Consider the following 17,852-nt stretch of genomic DNA (forward strand, 5'->3'; position numbering starts at 1 on the left):
GATGAGCCAGGGGTGTGTTTCACGTGAAACCGATCGATCCGCGTCTGCTCCGGTACGCCCGAGCCACCCGTTTCTTCCTTGGAGCGGTCGTGGGGCTGGGTGCCGTAGGGGCGGCGCTGGTCATCGCCCAAGCGATGCTTATCGCCGAGGTGGTGGTAGGAGCCTTCCAGCACGGATCGTCCGTCGCCGAACTCCGCACCCCCTTGTTGCTGTTGGCGGCCGTCGCGACCGGGCGTGCCGCAGTTGCCTGGCTCACCGAACTCGCCGCGCACCGGGCGAGTGCCGCGGTCAAGTCGGAGTTGAGGGGACGGCTGCTGGAGCGGGCCGCATCCCTCGGGCCCGGATGGCTCAGCGGGCAGCGGACCGGCTCACTGGTCGCCCTAGCGACACGGGGAGTCGACGCGCTCGACGACTATTTCGCCCGCTACCTCCCGCAGTTGGGGCTGGCGGTGGTGGTCCCGGTGGCTGTACTGGCGCGGATCGTCACCGAGGACTGGGTGTCGGCGGCGATCATCGTCGGCACCTTGCCGCTGATCCCCTTGTTCATGGTGCTGATCGGCTGGGCCACCCGCAGTCAGATGGACCGCCAATGGCGGATGCTGTCCCGGCTGTCCGGACACTTCCTGGACGTCGTCGCGGGACTGCCCACGCTCAAGGTGTTCGGCCGGGCCAAGGCGCAGGCCGAGGCGATCCGGAAGATCACCGGCGAGTACCGGCAGGCGATCATGCGGACGCTCCGGATCGCCTTCCTGTCGTCCTTCGCCCTGGAACTGCTCGCCACCATCTCGGTCGCGCTGGTCGCGGTGACCATCGGAATGCGGCTCGTCCGCGGCGAGATGGACCTGTACGTGGGGCTCGTGATCCTCGTCCTGGCACCCGAGGCCTATCTGCCGCTGCGGCAGGTGGGAGCCCAGTACCACGCCGCCGCCGAGGGACTCGCGGCCGCCGAAGAGATCTTCGAGGTGCTGGAGACCCCGGCGCCGAGGCCCGGTTCGCTGCGTCTGCCCGCCGGGGAGATCGCCTTCGACGGGGTGACCGTGCGGTACCCGGGGCGCTCCGCGGACGCGGTCTCGGACGTCTCCCTGACGGTCGAACCCGGTGAGACGGTCGCCCTGGTCGGACCCAGCGGCGTGGGAAAGTCGACGCTGCTGAACGTCCTGCTCGGGTTCGTCGAGCCCACCGCGGGCCGCATCCGGGTCGGGGGAGTCGATCTCGCCGAGGCCGACCTCGCGGATTGGCGCTCACGGATCGCCTGGGTGCCGCAACGGCCTCACCTGTACGCCGGCTCCATCGCCGAGAACGTACGGCTGGCACGACCCGACGCGGACGACGCGGCACTGCGCACGGCTCTCGTCGACGCCGGTGCGGCCGGGTTCGTCGACGCGCTGCCCGACGGGGCCGACACGGTCCTCGGGGAGGACGGCGCCGGACTGTCGGCCGGTCAGCGTCAACGCCTCGCGCTCGCCCGCGCGTTCCTCGCGGACCGCCCCGTGCTGCTCCTCGACGAACCGACGGCCTCGCTCGACGGGGCGACGGAGGCCGAGGTCGTCGCGGCGGTGCGGCGGCTCGCCGTGGGGCGGACCGTGCTGCTCGTCGTGCACCGGCCGGCCTTGCTGGAGGTGGCGGACCGGGTGGTGCGTCTGGAATCGGCAGCGCCCGGCGACACGTGTCCGGCGCTCGTGATCCCCGGTGGGCCCCAGGACGCAGCGGAGCCGGACCGCACACGAGCGGTCCGGGGAACCGAGCGGGAAGGCGCTTCCTCGGCGGACCGCGAAGTGCTCGCCCCCATCCGTCGGAGCCCGGCCGGCGTCCTCGCCCGCGTCCGGTCGATGGCGGCGCCACGTCGTCGACCGCTCGTGCTCGCCCTGCTTCTCGGAAGCCTCGCGCTCGGGAGCGCCGTAGGCCTGATGGCGACCTCCGGGTGGCTCATCTCCCGGGCCTCCCAGCAGCCGCCGGTGTTCTATCTGATGGTGGCCGTGACGGCCACCAGGACGTTCGGAATCGGGCGGGCGGTGTTCCGGTACGCGGAACGGCTCGTGTCGCACGACGCCGTGCTGCGGATGCTGGCCGATACACGGGTCGCCGTCTACCGGCGGCTGGAGCGGCTCGCGCCCGCCGGGCTGCGGACCACACGGCGCGGTGATCTGCTGGCGCGACTCGTCGCCGACGTGGACGCCCTGCAGGACTACTGGCTGCGATGGCTGCTGCCGGTGGGAGCCGCGGTCCTGGTGGCCGCCGGCTCCGTCGGATTCACTGCCTGGCTGCTGCCCGAAGCCGGTGCCGTTCTCGCCGTCGGTCTGCTGGCGGCCGGTGCCGGTGTGCCCCTGGTGACCGGTGCCGTGGCGCGCCGAGCCGAGCGACGGCTGGCTCCCGCCCGCGGCGTGCTGGCTATCCGGGTGGCCGATCTGCTCACGGGGACCGCCGAGCTGACCGTCGCGGGCGCACTGCCTGCCCGTACGGCACAGACACGGCGGGCCGACGCCGTCCTCACCCGCATCGCCTCGCGGGCCGCCACCGCGACCGCGCTCGGTGACGGGCTCACGGCACTCGTGTCCGGGCTCACCGTCGCGGCCGCCGCTCTGGTGGGCGCCCAGGCGGTCGCCGCCGGGCGTCTGGACGGGGTGCTGATGGCCGTCGTCGTTCTCACCCCGCTCGCCGCCTTCGAGGCCGTCATGGGACTGCCGCTCGCCGTCCAGTACCGGCAGCGGGTGACCAAGAGCGCGGAGCGGGTGTACGAGGTGCTGGACGCCCCAGATCCCGTACGCGAACCCGAACGGCCGCAGCCGGCGCCCTTGTCGCCGTTTCCGCTCCGCGTGGAGGGACTCAGGGCCCGGCACACGGGACAGGACCGGGACGCGCTGGCAGGCCTCGACCTGACACTCGACGAACACCGCAGGATCGCCGTGGTCGGCCTGTCCGGAGCCGGCAAGACGACACTCGCGCAGGTGCTGCTGCGCTTCCTGGACGCCGAAGACGGGACGTACACACTGGGAGGGGCGGACGCGTACGGGATGGACGGGGACGCCGTGCGCCGGATGGTCGGGCTGTGCGCCCAGGACGCGCATCTCTTCGACAGCACCGTGCGCGAGAACCTGCTGCTCGCCCGCAAGGACGCGACCGAGGCCGCCCTGCGCGACGCACTCGGGCGGGCCCGGCTCCTCGACTGGGTGGACGGGCTGCCCGACGGGCTCGACACCCTGATCGGCGAACACGGGGCCCGGTTGTCCGGCGGCCAGCGCCAGCGACTCGCGCTGGCCCGTGCGCTGCTCGCCGACTTCCCCGTACTCGTTCTCGACGAGCCGGCCGAACACCTCGACCTCCCGACCGCCGACGCGCTCACCGCGGATCTGCTGGCGGCGACCGAGGGCCGTACCACCCTGCTGATCACACACCGGCTGGCCGGGCTCGACGCGGTCGACGAGGTGATCGTGCTCGCGGAAGGGCGCGCGGTCCAGCGCGGGACGTTCGCGGAGCTGTCCGCGGTCCAGGGAACGCTGCGGGAGATGGTGGAACGGGAGACCGCCGGGGATCTGCTGGCGGGTGCCGTGGCGCCCTGATCGCCGCGGACCTGACCCCGCTTTCCCTGGCAAAGCGGACTAATTAGGCTCAAGGTGTGGCAGCAGCTTCGGGCTCCCCGGTTCCGGACGGCACCACGGACGCCGTGACCCCGACGGTCGGTGATCCGGGAGCGCTGCCCGACGGGCCGGCCGCACGGGTGCCGCGGCTGCTCGCGGCGCTGCGGTCGGTCGGATCGGGGCTGGAGCTGCACACCACCCTGGACCGGATCTGCGAGACCGCCGCCGAGCTCACGGACGCGCGGTACGCGGCCATCGGGGTCGTCGCCGAGAGCGGGGCGGGACTGGCCGAGTTCGTCCAGCACGGCGTCGACGACGAGACCGCCCGGCGGATCGGACGGATGCCCGACGGCCACAAGGGGCTCCTGGGGGCTCTCATCCGCCACCCGGATCCCGTACGACTCGCGAACCTCACCGACGACCCCCGCTCCTGCGGCTTCCCGCCGGGCCACCCACCGATGCACAGCTTCCTCGGAGTGCCGATCCGGGTGCGCGGGGAGATCTTCGGAAACCTCTACCTCACCCAGAAGCGCGGGGGCGGGACCTTCGGCGACGACGACCTCGACCTGGTCCGGGTGCTGGCCACGGAGGCGGGTATCGCCATCGGCAACGCCCGCCTGTACGAGGCGGCGAAGCAGCGCGAGCGCTGGATCGACGGCTCCGTGGCCGTCACCACCGCACTGCTGGCGGGCGGCGACGCCGAGGACGCCTTGCAGATCGTCGCCGAGCAGGCCCGCCGGCTCTCCGACTCCGTCGCCGGGATCGTGCTGCTACCCGCGGAGGAGGGCGGCCTGGAGATCGTCGCGGTGGCCTCGGATCACCCCTCGAAGATCCTCGGGACGGTCGTCCCCCCGGAGAGCGAGCTGGTCGCCGAACTCCGCGACGGGAAGCCCGTGTTCGTGGCCGACGCGGCCGCCGACCCGCGTATGCGCACGGATCTCACCCACGCCTACGGGCCCGTCATGATGCTCCCGCTGCAGAGCGACGGCCGGGTCCTCGGGGCGCTCCTCACCCCGAGGACCCGCGGCGGACGCCCCTTCACCGAGACCGAGCGGACCCTCGCCGCGCAGTTCGCCTCCCAGGCCGCGCTGGCGCTCATGATGGCCGAGACACAACGCGACCGGGAACGGCTCGCGGTGTACGAGGACCGCGACCGGATCGCCCGCGACCTGCACGACCTCGTCATCCAGCGGCTGTTCGCCACCGGAATGATGCTGGAGAGCGCGCAGCGCCGGTCGAACGTCCCCGAGGTGCGGCGGGGCGTCGGCAAGGCGGTCGACGAACTCGACGTCACCATCCAGGAGATCCGCACCGCGATCTTCGCGCTGCGACAGGGACCCGCCGAGCTGCCGTCCGGGCTGCGCACCCGCGTCCTGCGCGAGATCAACATGGCCGCCGTCCCCCTCGGTTTCCAGCCCGGCCACCACTTCACCGGGCCCGTCGACACGCTGGTCGGCGAGCTGCCCGGCAAGAACCTCATCGCCGCGCTGCGTGAAACCCTCTCCAACGCCTTCCGGCACGCGGGGGCCTCCCGTATCGAGGTCTCCGTCGACGCGGACGCCCTCCTGCCGGACGGGCGGCCGGCGGTGCGCCTCACCGTCACGGACGACGGCGTCGGCATCCCCGAGGGCGGCCGCCGCAGCGGCCTGAAGAACCTCAAGAGACGTGCCGAGTCGCTGGGCGGCGCCAGTTGGTACGGGCCGGGGATCGGCGAGGACGAGGGCGGTGCCACGGTGGTCTGGGAGGTTCCGCGCTGAACCCCCTTGCGCCGCCGCCCCGTTCGCGGGCCGGTTCGCCCGCAGGCGCCTGTTCGGCCCCGCCGCTGGGCCATTCGTGACGTCCCGTCCCCCAGGTGTACGCCTTGAACAGGCCGAGCCCGAAGCCGCGGGCCACGATCGCTGTCATGCGCCCATCTCGTCGCCATCCCCTTTTCGTACCGGCACTGTTGTGCGCCCTCGTGGTCCTCGCGGCCCGGCCGACGGTGGCCGAGGGCGACGACGCGGAGCCCGGCATCAGTACCGAGGTGGCGCGGCTGTACGAGGACGCCTCCGTGGCGACGGGGCAGTACGAGGCGGGGCGGCGCGATGCCGAGGCGCAGCGCGGCCGGGCCGAGCGGGCGGACCAGCTCCTCGCGCGGGAGCGCCAGGAGATCGCGGCACTGCACGAGGACCTGGGCCGGATCGCGCGCGCCCAGTACCGGCAGGGCGGCGGGCTGCCGTACACGGCGCAGATCCTGTTCGCGAAGGACCCCGATGATCTGATGCGTGGTCAGCGTGCCGTGCGGCGGGCCGACCTGACCGTCTCCAACGCCGTCGCGAGGAGCCGGCGCGCCGAGGACCGCCTCGCCGCGGACGGGGCCAAGGCCCAGTCCGAATGGCAGGCGCTGGAGAAGCGGAGCGGGGAACTCGCCGAGATGAAGCGGACCATCGAGGCGAAGCTGGACGAGGCGCGGTCGGCGCTGCAGAGCCAGGCGGACGCCTCGGTGACGGCGGGCTCCTGCCGTGGCGCGGTCCGTCTCGACCAGCCGCCCGTGGATGCCACGCGTGCGTGGGTCGCGCCGGTGGAGACGTACGAACTCTCCGCGGGGTTCGGCAGCGGCGGCGAACACTGGGCGAACCGGCACACCGGACAGGACTTCGCGGTACCCATCGGCACGCCCGTGCGGGCGGTCGGGGCGGGCCGGGTGGTGAAGGTGTCCTGCGGTGGTCCTTTCGGCATCGAGATCGTGGTCGAGCACCCCGACGGCTACTGCACGCAGTACGCGCATCTCGCGGCGGTCGCCGTGGACCAGGGGCAGCGGGTCTCGACCGGGCAGTGGATCGGGCAGTCGGGCACGAGCGGCAACTCGACCGGTCCCCATCTGCACTTCGAGGTGCGGGTGACGCCGGAGACGGGATCGGCGATCGACCCGGTTCCGTGGCTGGCGGAGCACGGGGTCGTCGTGTAGGCCCGCCGCAGGGCCTCCGGCCGGCTCGTCGGAGGCCCTGGAATCGTGCCGCGGGGCGGTTACGGGCGGTCTGCCAGGATCCGCTCGATCACGACGGCCACCCCGTCCTCGTTGTTGGCGACCGTGCGCCCGGAGGCGGCGGCGATCACGGCGGGGTGGGCGTTGCCCATCGCGTACGACCTGCCGGCCCAGGTGAGCATCTCGACGTCGTTGGGCATGTCACCGAAGGCGACGACCTCCTCGGGGGAGATACCGCGCTCCGCACAGCACAGCGCGAGCGTGCTGGCCTTGGAGATGCCGGGGCCGCTGATCTCCAGCAGGGCGCTGGGGCTCGACCGGGTCACGTTGGCCCGGTCGCCGATGGCCGGGCGGGCCACGGCGAGGAACTCGTCCGGGTCCATCTCCGGGTGGAACGCGAGCACCTTCAGCACCGGCTGGTCGGCGTCCAGAGCGTCCTCGGCGAGGAGTTTCTCGGCGGGCAGGACGATCTCCGGGGCCTCCATGTGCATGAGGGGGTACCCCGGTTCGAGATGGAGGCCGAACGTCCGCTCGACGGCGCACACCGTGCCGGGCGCGGCGGACCGCAGTACCTGGACGACGTCGAGGGCGATGGCGGGCGTCAGTTCGCGGATCTTGACGAAGCGGTGGGCGCCGGGGCCGCCGTGCAGGTCGACGACGGCGGCGCCGTTGCCGCAGATCGCCAGGCCGTGCCCGTGGACGTGGTCGCTGACGACGTCCATCCAGCGGGCCGGGCGGCCGGTGACGAAGAAGACCTCGATACCGGCCTGTTCGGCGGCGGCGAGGGCGGCGATCGTGCGGTCGGACACCGATTTGTCGTCGCGCAACAAAGTGCCGTCGAGGTCCGTGGCGATCAGCCGGGGCGGGACGGTGGAGGCCGGAGTCTCGGGCCGGCGAGTCGCTGAGGTCACGTGGTCATTCTCCCGCATATGCGCGCACGGCCGTGCGGCGGTCCGCACACTTGAGTGGTTACCGTTCTCACCGGCTCCGCCACACGCTGTCGGACCCGGTGCCCACGGCGCCGGGTCCGGGGACGGGCGTCGGGTCTCAGGAAAGCTGGGCGACCGCTTCCAGGGCGATCCGCTCGAAGACCTTCTCGTCGGCCACGAAGTCCGAGTCGGGGATCGGCCAGTGGATCACGAGGTCGGTGATGCCCAGCTCCGCGTGCCGGCCCGCGAAGTCGACGAACGCGTCGAGGGACTCCAGGGGCTGCCCGCGGTCGGGGGTGAACCCGGTCAGCAGGATCTTGTCGAGCTCCGACGCGTCCCTGCCGATCTCGGCGCACGCGTCCGCCAGCCTGGAGACCTGCCCGCGAATGGCTTGAACCGACTGCTCGGGGGTGCCCGTCTCGAACAGCTTCGGGTCGCCGGTGGTCACCCAGGCCTGCCCGTGACGGGCGGCGAGCCGCAGCCCGCGCGGGCCGGTGGCGGCCACCGCGAACGGCAGCCGGGGGCGCTGGACGCAGCCGGGGATGTTGCGTGCCTCGTGCGCCGAGTAGAAATTGCCGCCGTACGAGACGGAATCCTCGGTGAGGAGGCGGTCGAGCAGCGGGACGAACTCACCGAAGCGGTCGGCTCGCTCACGAGGGGTCCACGGGTCCTGGCCGAGCGCCGTGGCGTCGAAACCGGTGCCTCCGGCGCCGATGCCCAGCGTGACCCGGCCGTTCGAGATGTCGTCGAGGGAGATCAGGTCCTTGGCGAGGGTCACCGGGTGCCGGAAGTTCGGCGAGGTCACGAGGGTGCCCAGGCGCAGCCGGTCGGTGACGGCGGCGGCCGCGGTCAGCGTCGGGACGGCCCCGAACCACGGTCCGTCGCGGAAGGTCCGCCAGGAGAGATGGTCGTAGGTGAACGCGGTGTGGAAGCCGAGTTGCTCCGCACGCTGCCACGCGGAACGCCCGCCCTCGTGCCAGCGGACGTACGGCAGGATCACGGTGCTCAGACGCAGACTCATACATCGAGCGTAAGCCGAGCCGGGGCGTGGTGGTGGCCGCCTCGGCCCGGTCCCCGGACCGGCGGGCCTGGCGCCCGGGATCAGTGCGGGCCGGGAAACCGCAGGTACCGCGGGGGTACGGCCGCCGTCAGCCAGACGCCGTTGGCGCTGACCCGGAAGACATTGCCGTCACGGTGCATGGCCGCGGCGTCCACGCTGAGCACGACCGGGCGGCCGCGGCGGGCGCCGACGCGGGTGGCGGTCTCCCGGTCCGCGGAGAGGTGCACGTCGTGCCGGCTCATGGGCTTCAGGCCCTCGGCACGGATCGCGTCCAGGGCACGGGCCACGGTGCCGTGGTAGAGATACGCCGGCGGGGTCGCCGGGGGCAGTCCGAGGTCGACCTCGACGGAGTGGCCCTGGCTGGCCCGGATCCTGGTGCCCTCGACGGCGAAGCGGCGCTTGTCGTTCTCGGCCACCACGTGATCGAGCTCGGCGCGGGTGAACGGGAAGCCGTGCGCGGCCGCCGCGGAGATCAGTGCGTCGATCTCGACCCAGCCGCCCTCGCCGAGCGTGAGCCCGATCCGCTCCGGCTGATGCCGCAGGTGCTTCGAGAGGTACTTCGACACCTTCACGGTGCGTCGTTCATCCATCCGTCCGTCAATCCGTTCATCCGCCTGTCCTTCCGTCCGATCGTCCGTCTGCTCATGCGTATGCTCACGCGTTCGTCCACACGTCCGTCCATCCGTCTCCTCTTTCACCACCCCAGCGTGCCTGGCGAGAGACGGATCACGCATTTGATTTTGGCTCGGAGGTTTGATCCACAGCCAAGTCTGTTTATCCACAGGCCAATTGACGAATCTGTGGACAACACGCGCGCGCTTTAAGGTATTTCGTCAATAATGTCATGGTGGAGGCCATTTGCTGCCAGCCGGTCCAACGTGCGTGCCTGCAGCTCCCGTTCGGCGGCAGCCGTGATGAACGCCGAGACATGCTCCGTGCCAACCAGCCGCTCCACGGCCCGCATTGTCCCGGCGGCCACCTCCACCGTGCGGCCGTCCTCCAGCTGCTCCGGAGGTGATCCCGCGGAGAGGTGCCGGCTCAGGTGCCGGGTGGCGAAGAGCCGCATGGCGCGGGCCAGTTCGGCATCCACCGTCTGCTGTGCGAGCGGCCGGAGCCGCCGGACGAGCGAGGCCGCCTCGGCCGCTTCCGCGTCGCTCGGCGGATGCTCCCCCAGATAGCGCGCGAAGACATGCTCCGCCGTGAACTCCAGGAAACGGGAGGCGATGTGCTCGACCTGGCCCCTCAACTCCCGCAGATGACAGGAGATCGCGGACAGCGGAACACCCGCCGTGTACAACTCGACAGCCGCGGAGAGCTCTTGAGGGCTCGGAACGAGGAAGACGTCCTCCTCGCCCGGAACGGGCTCCAGCACGCCGAGCTCCACGGCGTCCGCCACCGCCGCGTCGTCGGGACTGCCGCCGAATCTCTCGTCCAGCTCGGCCCGGGAGACCCGGGCGGCCTCCTCGTCGGTCCACGGGCCGCCCACCTCCGCGACCAGGCCGAGTATCCCGCCGAGGCCCCGCCCCGCGTCCCAGGCCTCCAGGAGCTCCTTGATCGAGGCCAGCGTGTAGCCGCGGTCCAGGAGGTCGGCGATCTGCCGCAGCCGTGCCAGATGGGCGTCCGCGTACACATTGGCGCGGCCGCGCCGCTCGGGGCGGGGCAGCAGCCCGCGGTCCTGATAGGCGCGGATCGTCCGAACCGTGGCGCCGCTGCGGTGCGCCAGATCCTCGATGCGGTACGCGACACCACCCGGCTCGTCACCCATCTCTCCCCGCCCCCTCCCGCCATCTCCAGCTCTCCGCCCCCGGGTTGCTAGGAGGCGGCCGCCCGCCCGATCGCCCCCACGGCGGCCCGCGCCGCCGACCGCGCCGCGGGCGACTGCGCCAGATACTCGACGGCCCTGAGCAGCGAGCCCTCCTTCGACGGATGGTACGACCGCCGCAGATAGCGCGGTATGGCCGCGCCGAGCTCCTTCCAGCTGGGCAACAGCCCTTTGCGGACCGCCGTGTTGTGGGCGGACAGCGAGTAGCGCAGTCGACCGGCGAGCAGCGGGTCGCGGCGGATCAGGTGGGCGGCGCCCCACACCCACAGGTAGAGCATCATCGGCGCGGTGACGGCCATGCCCGCGATCCGCCGGGCGTACCGCGGCACACCCGTCCCGCCGCAGTGCTGGTACAGGTCGAAAGCCACCGCCCGGTGCTCGACCTCCTCTGCGCCGTGCCAGCGCAGCAGGTCGAGCATGACCTCGTCGGCGTCGGCGAGGTCCAGACCCTCGGCCGTCAGGACCCAGTCGCCCAGCACCGCCGTGAACTGCTCGATCGCCGCGACCATCGACAGCCGAAAGCGCAGCCATTCCCGGGCCGGTACGGGAACACCCAGAGGCGGTTCCTCGCCGAGCAGCTTCTCGAAGAGGAAGTCGACATGCCGGGTGAAGCCGGAGGTGTCGAGTCGCTGGGCGGCGAGGTGGTCGAGGACGTACGCGTGCTGGACGCTGTGCGTGGCCTCCTGGCCCATGAACCCCTTGACGTCCTTGCGGAGCCCGGGATCGCGGACCAGCGGCAGGGCCTCCTTGAGGACCCGCACGAACCACCGCTCCCCGGCCGGGAGCAGCAGATGCAGCACATTGATCACGTGCGTGGCGGTGGGCTCGTCCGGAATCCAGTGCAGCGGGGTGTCCCGCCAGTCGAAGGACACCCGTCTCGGGACGATCGCGTGGCGGTCACCGCTCACGGAACCCTCGGCCCGGCCGTCCTCCGACGGTCCTGCCGGGCCGTCTTCCGGCGCCCCGGCAGGGACGTCCGTCGCGTCGTCCGGTCGTTCGCTCACAGCCGTGGCTCCATTCGTGCGATCGCGCGCAGCGTCCTCGGCGCGAAGCGCTGCAGGAGGCGGGCGCCGCGCGCCTCCGGGGTGACCGGCACGACCGCCTCGTTGCGTACCACCGCGCGCAGGACCGCGTCGGCGACCTTCTCCGGCGGGTAGTTGCGCAGCCCGTACAGCCGCGCCGACTTCTTCCGGCGACGCCTCTCCTCGGCCGCGTCCACCCCGGCGAAGCGTGTGGTCGAGGTGATGTTGGTGTTCACGAAGCCGGGACAGATCGCCGAGACCCCGATGTCCTGCCCGGCCAGTTCCGCCCGCAGGCACTCGCTGAGCATCAGGACGGCCGCCTTGGAGGTGCTGTAGGCGGGCAGCGCCTTCGAAGGCTGGTACGCCGCCGCCGACGCGGTGTTGACGATGTGGCCGCCCTGACCGCGCTCGGCCATCTGCTTCCCGAAGAGCCGGCAGCCGTGGATCACACCCCACAGATTGACGTCGAGGACCTTCCTCCAGTCCTCCGGGGTGGTGTCGAAGAAGGATCCGGAGAGTCCGATCCCGGCGTTGTTCACCAGCACGTCCACCACGCCGTACTCGGCGGCGACCTTCTCGGCGAGCTTCTCCATGGCCTGCTCGTCGGAGACGTCGACCGTCTCGGCCCAGGCCGCGGGGGAGCCGATCAGCCGGGACATCTCCGCCGTGCGGGCCGCCCCTTCGGCGTCCCGGTCGACGGCCACCACGCGCGCACCTGCCTCGGCGAACGCGAACGCGGTGGCCCGCCCGATACCGCTGCCGGCACCGGTCACCAGCACCAGCTGCCCGCCGAACCGGTCGGCGTACTTCCCGGTGGCCGCCGGCTCGGGCGCGGGCACCCCGGCCTCGCGGCCCTCGTTGGCCGTCACGAACTCGGATATCCAGGCGGCCAGTTGGTCGGGGCGGGTCCGCGGGACCCAGTGCTTGGCCGGGAGCGTGCGGCGCACCAGCCGCGGAGCCCACGTCTCCACGTCGTCGTAGAGCCGCTCGGAGAGAAAGGCGTCCCCCAGGGGCGTGATGAGCTGCACCGGCGCGTGCGCGTACGCGTCCTCGCGGGGACGGCCGAGCCGGGGCCGTACGTTGTCGCGGTACAGCCACGCTCCGTGCGCCGCGTCCGAAGGCAGCGACGGGGTCGGGTAGCCGTCCGCGGGCACCTTCTCGACCCGCTGGAGGATCTTCGGCCACCGCTTGCCCAGGGGGCCCCGCCAGGCCAGTTCGGGCAGCACCGGAGTGTGCAGCATGTACACGTACCAGGACTTGGCGCCCTGGCCGAGGAGCTGACCGATCCGGCGCGGGGTGGGCCGCGTCAACCGCCGCTTGATCCAGTGGCCGAAGTGGTCGAGAGAGGGACCGGACATCGACGTGAAGGACGCGATCCGGCCCTCGGTGCGCCCGACCGTGACGAACTCCCACGACTGCACCGAACCCCAGTCGTGGCCCACCAGGTGCACCGGCTCGTCGGGACTGACCGCGTCGGCGACCGCCAGGAAGTCGTCGGTCAGCTTCTCCAGCGTGAACCCGCCGCGCAGGGGCCGCGGAGCCGTCGAACGGCCGTGTCCCCGCACGTCGTACAACACGACATGGAAGCGGTCGGCGAGCCGTACGGCGACCTCGGACCACACCTCCTTGGAGTCCGGATAGCCGTGTACGAGCACCACGGTCGGCTGCCTGTCGTCGCCCAGCTCGGCGACGCACAGCTCGATTCCGCCCGTCCGTACCCAGCGCTCGCGCGCGCCCACGAGACTCACTTGTCCTCCGCCCAGCGCCGCACGTGCGGCAGATCGTCGTCGAGCCAGAACGCGCTCTGTTCGGGGTCCCTGGAGTCCGTGACGACCAGGATCTCCTCGAACTTCGCGCCCGTACCCCGGAATCCGAGGTGCGGTTCGACCGCCCACAGCCCCGGCCGGGGCGGGTGGTCGGAGAAGGTGTACGGAGACCACAGCGGGGACCAGCCCTCGCGGTGCCCGTGCAGCGCGTCGCTCGCCAGCCCCTTCAGCGACTGGGTTCCGAACCCGAACAGCCGCGGCGACCAGGACCGCTCCTTCACCCGGTCCACCTTGTGCGCGATCACACCGAACGGATACGCGCGATGCCGGTTGGCGCAGCCCTGGCGGGTCATGAGCCGGTCGACGTCCTCGTAGATCTCCCGCAACGGCCGCCGCTCGCGCACCTCGCGCAGGATGAGCTCGCGGTGCGCCTCCAGATCGGCGAGCAGCCTGTCCTGCACGGGGTTCGGCCCGAGCGAGCCCGAGTAGCCGATGTCCGCCGTGAAGCCCTGGTGCACCGGGGCCATGTCGAGGATGAAGGCCATCCCCGGCTCCAGCCGCCGGTCGGTGGGGAAGAACTGCAGCGGGATCCGGAAGCCGGCGAAGGCCGTCCGGTCGCCGAACCAGGCGAACGGCAGATGGAACCAGTCCCGCACCCCCCGCTCACGCAGCCACACCCGCTGCATGCGCGCCGCCTCACGCTCGGTGACACCGGGCTTCAGCTGTGCCGCGACCGCCTCCGCACACTCGTACGCGAGGCGCTGCACCTCCTTGAACCCCCGCAACTCCGCCGAGAGTTCACCCGCCACTGCCGTCGCCATGCCACCGTCCCACCCTGTCCGCACCGACTGCGGTACGTGCCCGTAACGTGACACTGGCGAATGTGACAGTTGTTAGAGTCTGCGTCAATAGGCTCTCGGACAGCCTGTGGACAACCGGCCGGCCGTGGACAGCCACCTCCCGCCGGCCCGTACTTGAGGGTGACCCCTACGGGCCCGTACGACTGGAGGGTGACGCGGATCCACCTCCACGGGCTGACGACCGTTGTGGCGCGCGCCACTACCTTCGAATCGTGACTGTGATCGCGACCGAAAGCCTGAGCAAGCGGTACCCCCGGGTGACCGCGCTTGACCGGCTCTCCGTGGACGTCGGGCCCGGTGTGACGGGACTCGTCGGAGCCAACGGAGCCGGCAAGTCCACACTGATCAAGATCCTGCTGGGTCTGTCCCCCGCCACCGAGGGGAGCGCACGCGTGCTCGGCCTCGACGTCGCCACCGAAGGCGGCGCCATCCGCGAACGCGTCGGGTACATGCCCGAACACGACTGCCTGCCGCCCGACGTCTCGGCCACCGAGTTCGTCGTCCACATGGCGCGGATGTCCGGGCTGCCGCCGGCCGCCGCCCGCGAGCGCACCGCGGACACCCTGCGCCACGTCGGACTGTACGAGGAGCGCTACCGCCCCATCGGCGGCTACTCGACGGGCATGAAGCAGCGCGTCAAGCTCGCCCAGGCCCTCGTCCACGACCCCCAGCTCGTCTTCCTGGACGAACCGACCAACGGCCTGGACCCGGTCGGCCGCGACGACATGCTCGGACTGATCCGCCGCATCCACACGGACTTCGGCATCTCGGTCCTGGTCACCTCGCACCTCCTGGGCGAACTGGAACGCACCTGCGACCACGTCGTGGTCGTCGACGGCGGCAAGCTGCTGCGCTCCAGCTCCACCACGGACTTCACCCAGACCACCACGACCCTCGCCATCGAGGTCACCGACACCGACGAACACCCGGACGGCACGGCCGCCGTGCGCGAGGTGCTCCACGCACGCGGGATCGAGACCCACGACGGCAGCGGACTGCCGGGCGCCGGGCACATCCTGCTGCTGACCACCGAGAGCGAGGACACCTACGACCTCGTCCGCGACGTGGTCGCCGACCTCGGTCTGGGCCTGGTCCGCATGGAGCAGCGCAGGCACCACATCGCCGAGGTCTTCAAGGACAGCGACGAACAACGGGCACGGGACGAGCGAGCGGCGAGCGCCGACCCGCGGACCGGCGACGACCAGCGGAAGGAGGCGGTCGGCCATGGCAGTTGAGCACCCCCTCACCCAGCCGGGTGAGCAGACCCGTATCCACAACATCGGCTACCGCAACTACGACGGCGCACGCCTCGGCCGCGCCTACGCCCGCCGCTCCCTCTACTCGCAGTCCCTGCGCGGCGCCTACGGACTCGGCCGCTCGGTCAAGTCCAAGGTCCTGCCGATGCTGCTCTTCGTGGTCATGTGCGTCCCCGCGCTGATCATGGTCGCCGTCGCCGTCGCCACGAAGGCCAAGGACCTGCCCGTCGACTACACGCGCTACGCGGTGATCATGCAGGCGGTCATCGGCCTGTACGTCGCCTCCCAGGGCCCCCAGGCGGTCTCCCGCGACCTGCGCTTCAAGACCGTGCCGCTGTACTTCTCACGCCCCATCGAGACCAGCGACTACGTACGTGCCAAGTACGCGGCGCTGACCTCGGCACTGTTCATCCTCACGGCCGCCCCGCTGATCGTGCTCTACGTAGGCGCGCTGCTGGCCAAACTCGACTTCTCCGACCAGACCAAGGGCTTCGGACAGGGACTGCTCTCCGTGGCACTGCTGTCCCTGCTCTTCGCCGGCATCGGCCTGGTCATCTCGGCGATCACCCCGCGCCGCGGCTTCGGCATCGCGGCCGTCATCGCCGCCCTGACCATCTCCTACGGAGCCGTCTCCACCGTCCAGGCCATCGCCTTCGAACGCTCCAGCAGCGGAGCCGTCCCCTGGCTCGGGCTCTTCTCGCCCATCACCCTCATCGACGGAGTACAGACGGCCTTCCTGGGCGCCTCCTCCGCGTTCCCCGGCGAGGTGGGTCCCTCGTCCGGCCAGGGCGTCGTCTACCTCGCCGTCGTCCTGGGCCTCATCGCCGGCTGCTACGGCCTGCTGATGCGCCGCTACCGAAAGGTCGGGCTGTGACCACGCTCAACATCGACCATGTCTCGCGCTGGTTCGGCAACGTGGTGGCGGTCAACGACATCACGATGACGATCGGCCCCGGCGTCACCGGCCTGCTCGGCCCGAACGGCGCCGGGAAATCCACCCTCATCAACATGATGGGCGGCTTCCTCGCCCCCTCGACAGGCACCGTCACCCTCGACGGAAAACCGACCTGGCGCAACGAGGACATCTACCGCCACATCGGCATCGTCCCCGAGCGCGAGGCGATGTACGACTTCCTCACCGGGCGCGAATTCGTCGTCGCCAACGCCGAGTTGCACGGCCTCGGAGCCAAGGCCGCCCACCGGGCCCTCGCCACGGTCGAGATGGAGTACGCGCAGGACCGCAAGATCTCCACGTACTCCAAAGGCATGCGACAACGCGTGAAGATGGCGTCCGCACTCGTCCACGACCCGTCGCTGCTCCTGCTCGACGAGCCCTTCAACGGCATGGACCCGCGCCAGCGCATGCAGCTCATGGATCTGCTGCGCCGCATGGGCGACGAAGGCCGCACCGTGCTGTTCTCGTCCCACATCCTCGAAGAGGTGGAGCAACTCGCCGCCCACATCGAGGTGATCGTCGCCGGACGGCACGCGGCGAGCGGTGACTTCCGACGCATCCGCCGACTGATGACCGACCGCCCGCACCGCTACCTGGTCCGCTCCAGCGACGACCGGGCACTGGCCGCCGCGCTGATCGCCGACCCGTCGACCTCCGGCATCGAGGTCGACCTCGCCGAAGGCGCGCTGCGCATCCAGGCCGTCGACTTCGGCCGGTTCACCGCCCTGCTCCCGAAGGTCGCGCGCGAGCACGGCATCCGGCTGCTGACGGTCTCACCGTCCGACGAGTCCCTGGAATCCGTCTTCTCGTATCTTGTCGCGGCGTAGGAGGCCGAAGATGTACGACCCCACAGTCGCCCGGCTCACCTATCGGGGCCTCCTCGGCCGCCGACGGGCCCTCATCCTCGGCATCCTGCCCGTCCTGCTCATCGTGATCTCGCTGGCCGTCCGGAGCTTCTCCGGAGCCGACGACCAGGTGGCCTCGGACCTGCTCGGCGGGTTCGCGCTCGCCACCATGGTCCCGATCATCGGTGTCATCGCCGGCACCGGAGCCATCGGGCCCGAGATCGACGACGGCTCGGTGGTGTATCTGCTGGCCAAGCCACTGAAGCGGCCCACGATCATCTTCACCAAGCTGATCGTCGCGATCGCCGTCACCATGGCCTTCTCGGCGGTGCCGACCTTCATCGCGGGCATGATCCTCAACGGCAACGGCCAGCAGATCGCCGTCGCCTACACCGTGGCCGCCCTGGTCGCCTCGATCGCCTACGCCGCGATGTTCCTGCTCCTCGGGACCGTGACCCGGCACGCCGTGGTCTTCGGACTCGTCTACGCGCTCGTCTGGGAAGCCCTGTTCGGGTCCCTGGTGTCCGGCGCGCGCACGCTCAGCGTCCAGCAGTGGGCGCTCGCCGTGGCCCACAAGGTGACCGGCGGCGAACTGGTCACCTCGGACGTGAGCCTGCCGACCGCGACGGTCCTGCTGGTCGTGGTCACCGTCCTCGCCACCTGGTACGCGGGACAGCGGCTGCGGTCGCTGACGCTGGCCGGCGAGGAGTGAGCAGGGCTCCCCGCGCGCGTGCCGGCTGGTGGGCGGCACGCGCCCGGGGAGCCCCCTTTTTTCTTGACATCGGCTTCATCCCCGT

The 17,852-nt window shown here is 71.3% G+C and carries 14 protein-coding genes; 7 read left to right on the forward strand and 7 right to left on the reverse strand.

Going from position 1 to position 17,852, the window contains the following annotated elements; genetic code table 11:
* Positions 1-23 precede the first annotated feature (23 nt).
* The 3 genes from cydD to OHT01_RS20490 all read left to right on the forward strand — a co-directional run bounded on the left by cydD (position 24) and on the right by OHT01_RS20490 (position 6,522).
* Entirely contained in the window at positions 24-3,557 is a 3,534-nt protein-coding gene (gene cydD / locus OHT01_RS20480; protein ID WP_328554589.1) for a thiol reductant ABC exporter subunit CydD, read from the forward strand.
* A gap of 104 nt (positions 3,558-3,661) precedes the next feature.
* Positions 3,662-5,332, forward strand: a complete 1,671-nt coding sequence (locus OHT01_RS20485; RefSeq protein WP_328558185.1) for a sensor histidine kinase — start codon at positions 3,662-3,664, stop codon at positions 5,330-5,332.
* Positions 5,333-5,478: 146 nt separating this feature from the next.
* Positions 5,479-6,522, forward strand: a complete 1,044-nt coding sequence (locus OHT01_RS20490) for a M23 family metallopeptidase (protein ID WP_328554590.1) — start codon at positions 5,479-5,481, stop codon at positions 6,520-6,522.
* Between the two features lie 59 nt (positions 6,523-6,581).
* On the opposite strand, the gene OHT01_RS20495 is transcribed toward OHT01_RS20490, so the two are convergent.
* The 7 genes from OHT01_RS20495 to OHT01_RS20525 all read right to left on the reverse strand — a co-directional run bounded on the left by OHT01_RS20495 (position 6,582) and on the right by OHT01_RS20525 (position 13,960).
* Positions 6,582-7,469 (reverse strand): Cof-type HAD-IIB family hydrolase, encoded by an 888-nt coding sequence (locus OHT01_RS20495; protein WP_328554591.1) that lies wholly within the window; start codon positions 7,467-7,469, stop codon positions 6,582-6,584.
* Between the two features lie 118 nt (positions 7,470-7,587).
* Positions 7,588-8,490, reverse strand: a complete 903-nt coding sequence (locus OHT01_RS20500) for an LLM class flavin-dependent oxidoreductase (protein ID WP_328554592.1) — start codon at positions 8,488-8,490, stop codon at positions 7,588-7,590.
* An 80-nt stretch (positions 8,491-8,570) separates the two neighbouring features.
* On the reverse strand, positions 8,571-9,119 hold the full coding sequence (locus OHT01_RS20505) for an RNA 2'-phosphotransferase (protein WP_328554593.1): 549 nt from the start codon (positions 9,117-9,119) through the stop codon (positions 8,571-8,573).
* Positions 9,120-9,349: 230 nt separating this feature from the next.
* Positions 9,350-10,294 (reverse strand): MerR family transcriptional regulator, encoded by a 945-nt coding sequence (locus tag OHT01_RS20510; protein ID WP_328554594.1) that lies wholly within the window; start codon positions 10,292-10,294, stop codon positions 9,350-9,352.
* A 47-nt stretch (positions 10,295-10,341) separates the two neighbouring features.
* Complete coding sequence (locus OHT01_RS20515) at positions 10,342-11,259, reverse strand: metal-dependent hydrolase (protein WP_328558186.1); 918 nt, start codon at positions 11,257-11,259, stop codon at positions 10,342-10,344.
* 92 nt (positions 11,260-11,351) lie between these two features.
* On the reverse strand, positions 11,352-13,121 hold the full coding sequence (locus tag OHT01_RS20520) for an SDR family oxidoreductase (RefSeq protein WP_328554595.1): 1,770 nt from the start codon (positions 13,119-13,121) through the stop codon (positions 11,352-11,354).
* Complete coding sequence (locus tag OHT01_RS20525; protein ID WP_328554596.1) at positions 13,118-13,960, reverse strand: M24 family metallopeptidase; 843 nt, start codon at positions 13,958-13,960, stop codon at positions 13,118-13,120. The genes OHT01_RS20520 and OHT01_RS20525 overlap by 4 nt, the downstream gene beginning before the upstream one ends.
* A gap of 257 nt (positions 13,961-14,217) precedes the next feature.
* Here OHT01_RS20525 and OHT01_RS20530 point away from each other — a divergent pair, with 257 nt between their 5' ends.
* Genes OHT01_RS20530 through OHT01_RS20545 form a run of 4 tightly spaced genes read left to right on the forward strand, consistent with a single transcriptional unit; the run spans position 14,218 to position 17,767 of the window.
* Positions 14,218-15,234 (forward strand): ABC transporter ATP-binding protein, encoded by a 1,017-nt coding sequence (locus OHT01_RS20530; protein WP_328558187.1) that lies wholly within the window; start codon positions 14,218-14,220, stop codon positions 15,232-15,234.
* Positions 15,224-16,129 (forward strand): ABC transporter permease subunit, encoded by a 906-nt coding sequence (locus OHT01_RS20535; RefSeq protein ID WP_328554597.1) that lies wholly within the window; start codon positions 15,224-15,226, stop codon positions 16,127-16,129. The genes OHT01_RS20530 and OHT01_RS20535 overlap by 11 nt, the downstream gene beginning before the upstream one ends.
* The gene (locus tag OHT01_RS20540; protein WP_328554598.1) at positions 16,126-17,037 is read left to right on the forward strand and encodes an ABC transporter ATP-binding protein; all 912 of its coding nucleotides are present in this window, start codon (positions 16,126-16,128) and stop codon (positions 17,035-17,037) included. Before OHT01_RS20535 ends, OHT01_RS20540 begins: the two co-directional genes overlap by 4 nt.
* A 10-nt stretch (positions 17,038-17,047) precedes the next feature.
* A complete protein-coding gene (locus tag OHT01_RS20545) occupies positions 17,048-17,767 on the forward strand; it encodes an ABC transporter permease (RefSeq protein WP_328554599.1) in 720 nt (239 codons plus the stop codon).
* Positions 17,768-17,852: the final 85 nt, after the last annotated feature.

The organism is Streptomyces sp. NBC_00358 (genome assembly GCF_036099295.1).
GTDB lineage: Bacteria > Actinomycetota > Actinomycetes > Streptomycetales > Streptomycetaceae > Streptomyces.

Coding starts and splice junctions, on each gene's coding strand:
- OHT01_RS20510 (WP_328554594.1), bottom strand. CDS start 10,294: ATGGGTGACGAGCCGGGTGGTGTCGCGTACCGCATCGAGGATCTGGCG.
- OHT01_RS20525 (WP_328554596.1), bottom strand. CDS start 13,960: ATGGCGACGGCAGTGGCGGGTGAACTCTCGGCGGAGTTGCGGGGGTTC.
- OHT01_RS20500 (WP_328554592.1), bottom strand. CDS start 8,490: ATGAGTCTGCGTCTGAGCACCGTGATCCTGCCGTACGTCCGCTGGCAC.
- OHT01_RS20545 (WP_328554599.1), top strand. CDS start 17,048: ATGTACGACCCCACAGTCGCCCGGCTCACCTATCGGGGCCTCCTCGGC.
- OHT01_RS20490 (WP_328554590.1), top strand. CDS start 5,479: ATGCGCCCATCTCGTCGCCATCCCCTTTTCGTACCGGCACTGTTGTGC.
- OHT01_RS20495 (WP_328554591.1), bottom strand. CDS start 7,469: ATGCGGGAGAATGACCACGTGACCTCAGCGACTCGCCGGCCCGAGACT.
- OHT01_RS20535 (WP_328554597.1), top strand. CDS start 15,224: ATGGCAGTTGAGCACCCCCTCACCCAGCCGGGTGAGCAGACCCGTATC.
- OHT01_RS20505 (WP_328554593.1), bottom strand. CDS start 9,119: ATGGATGAACGACGCACCGTGAAGGTGTCGAAGTACCTCTCGAAGCAC.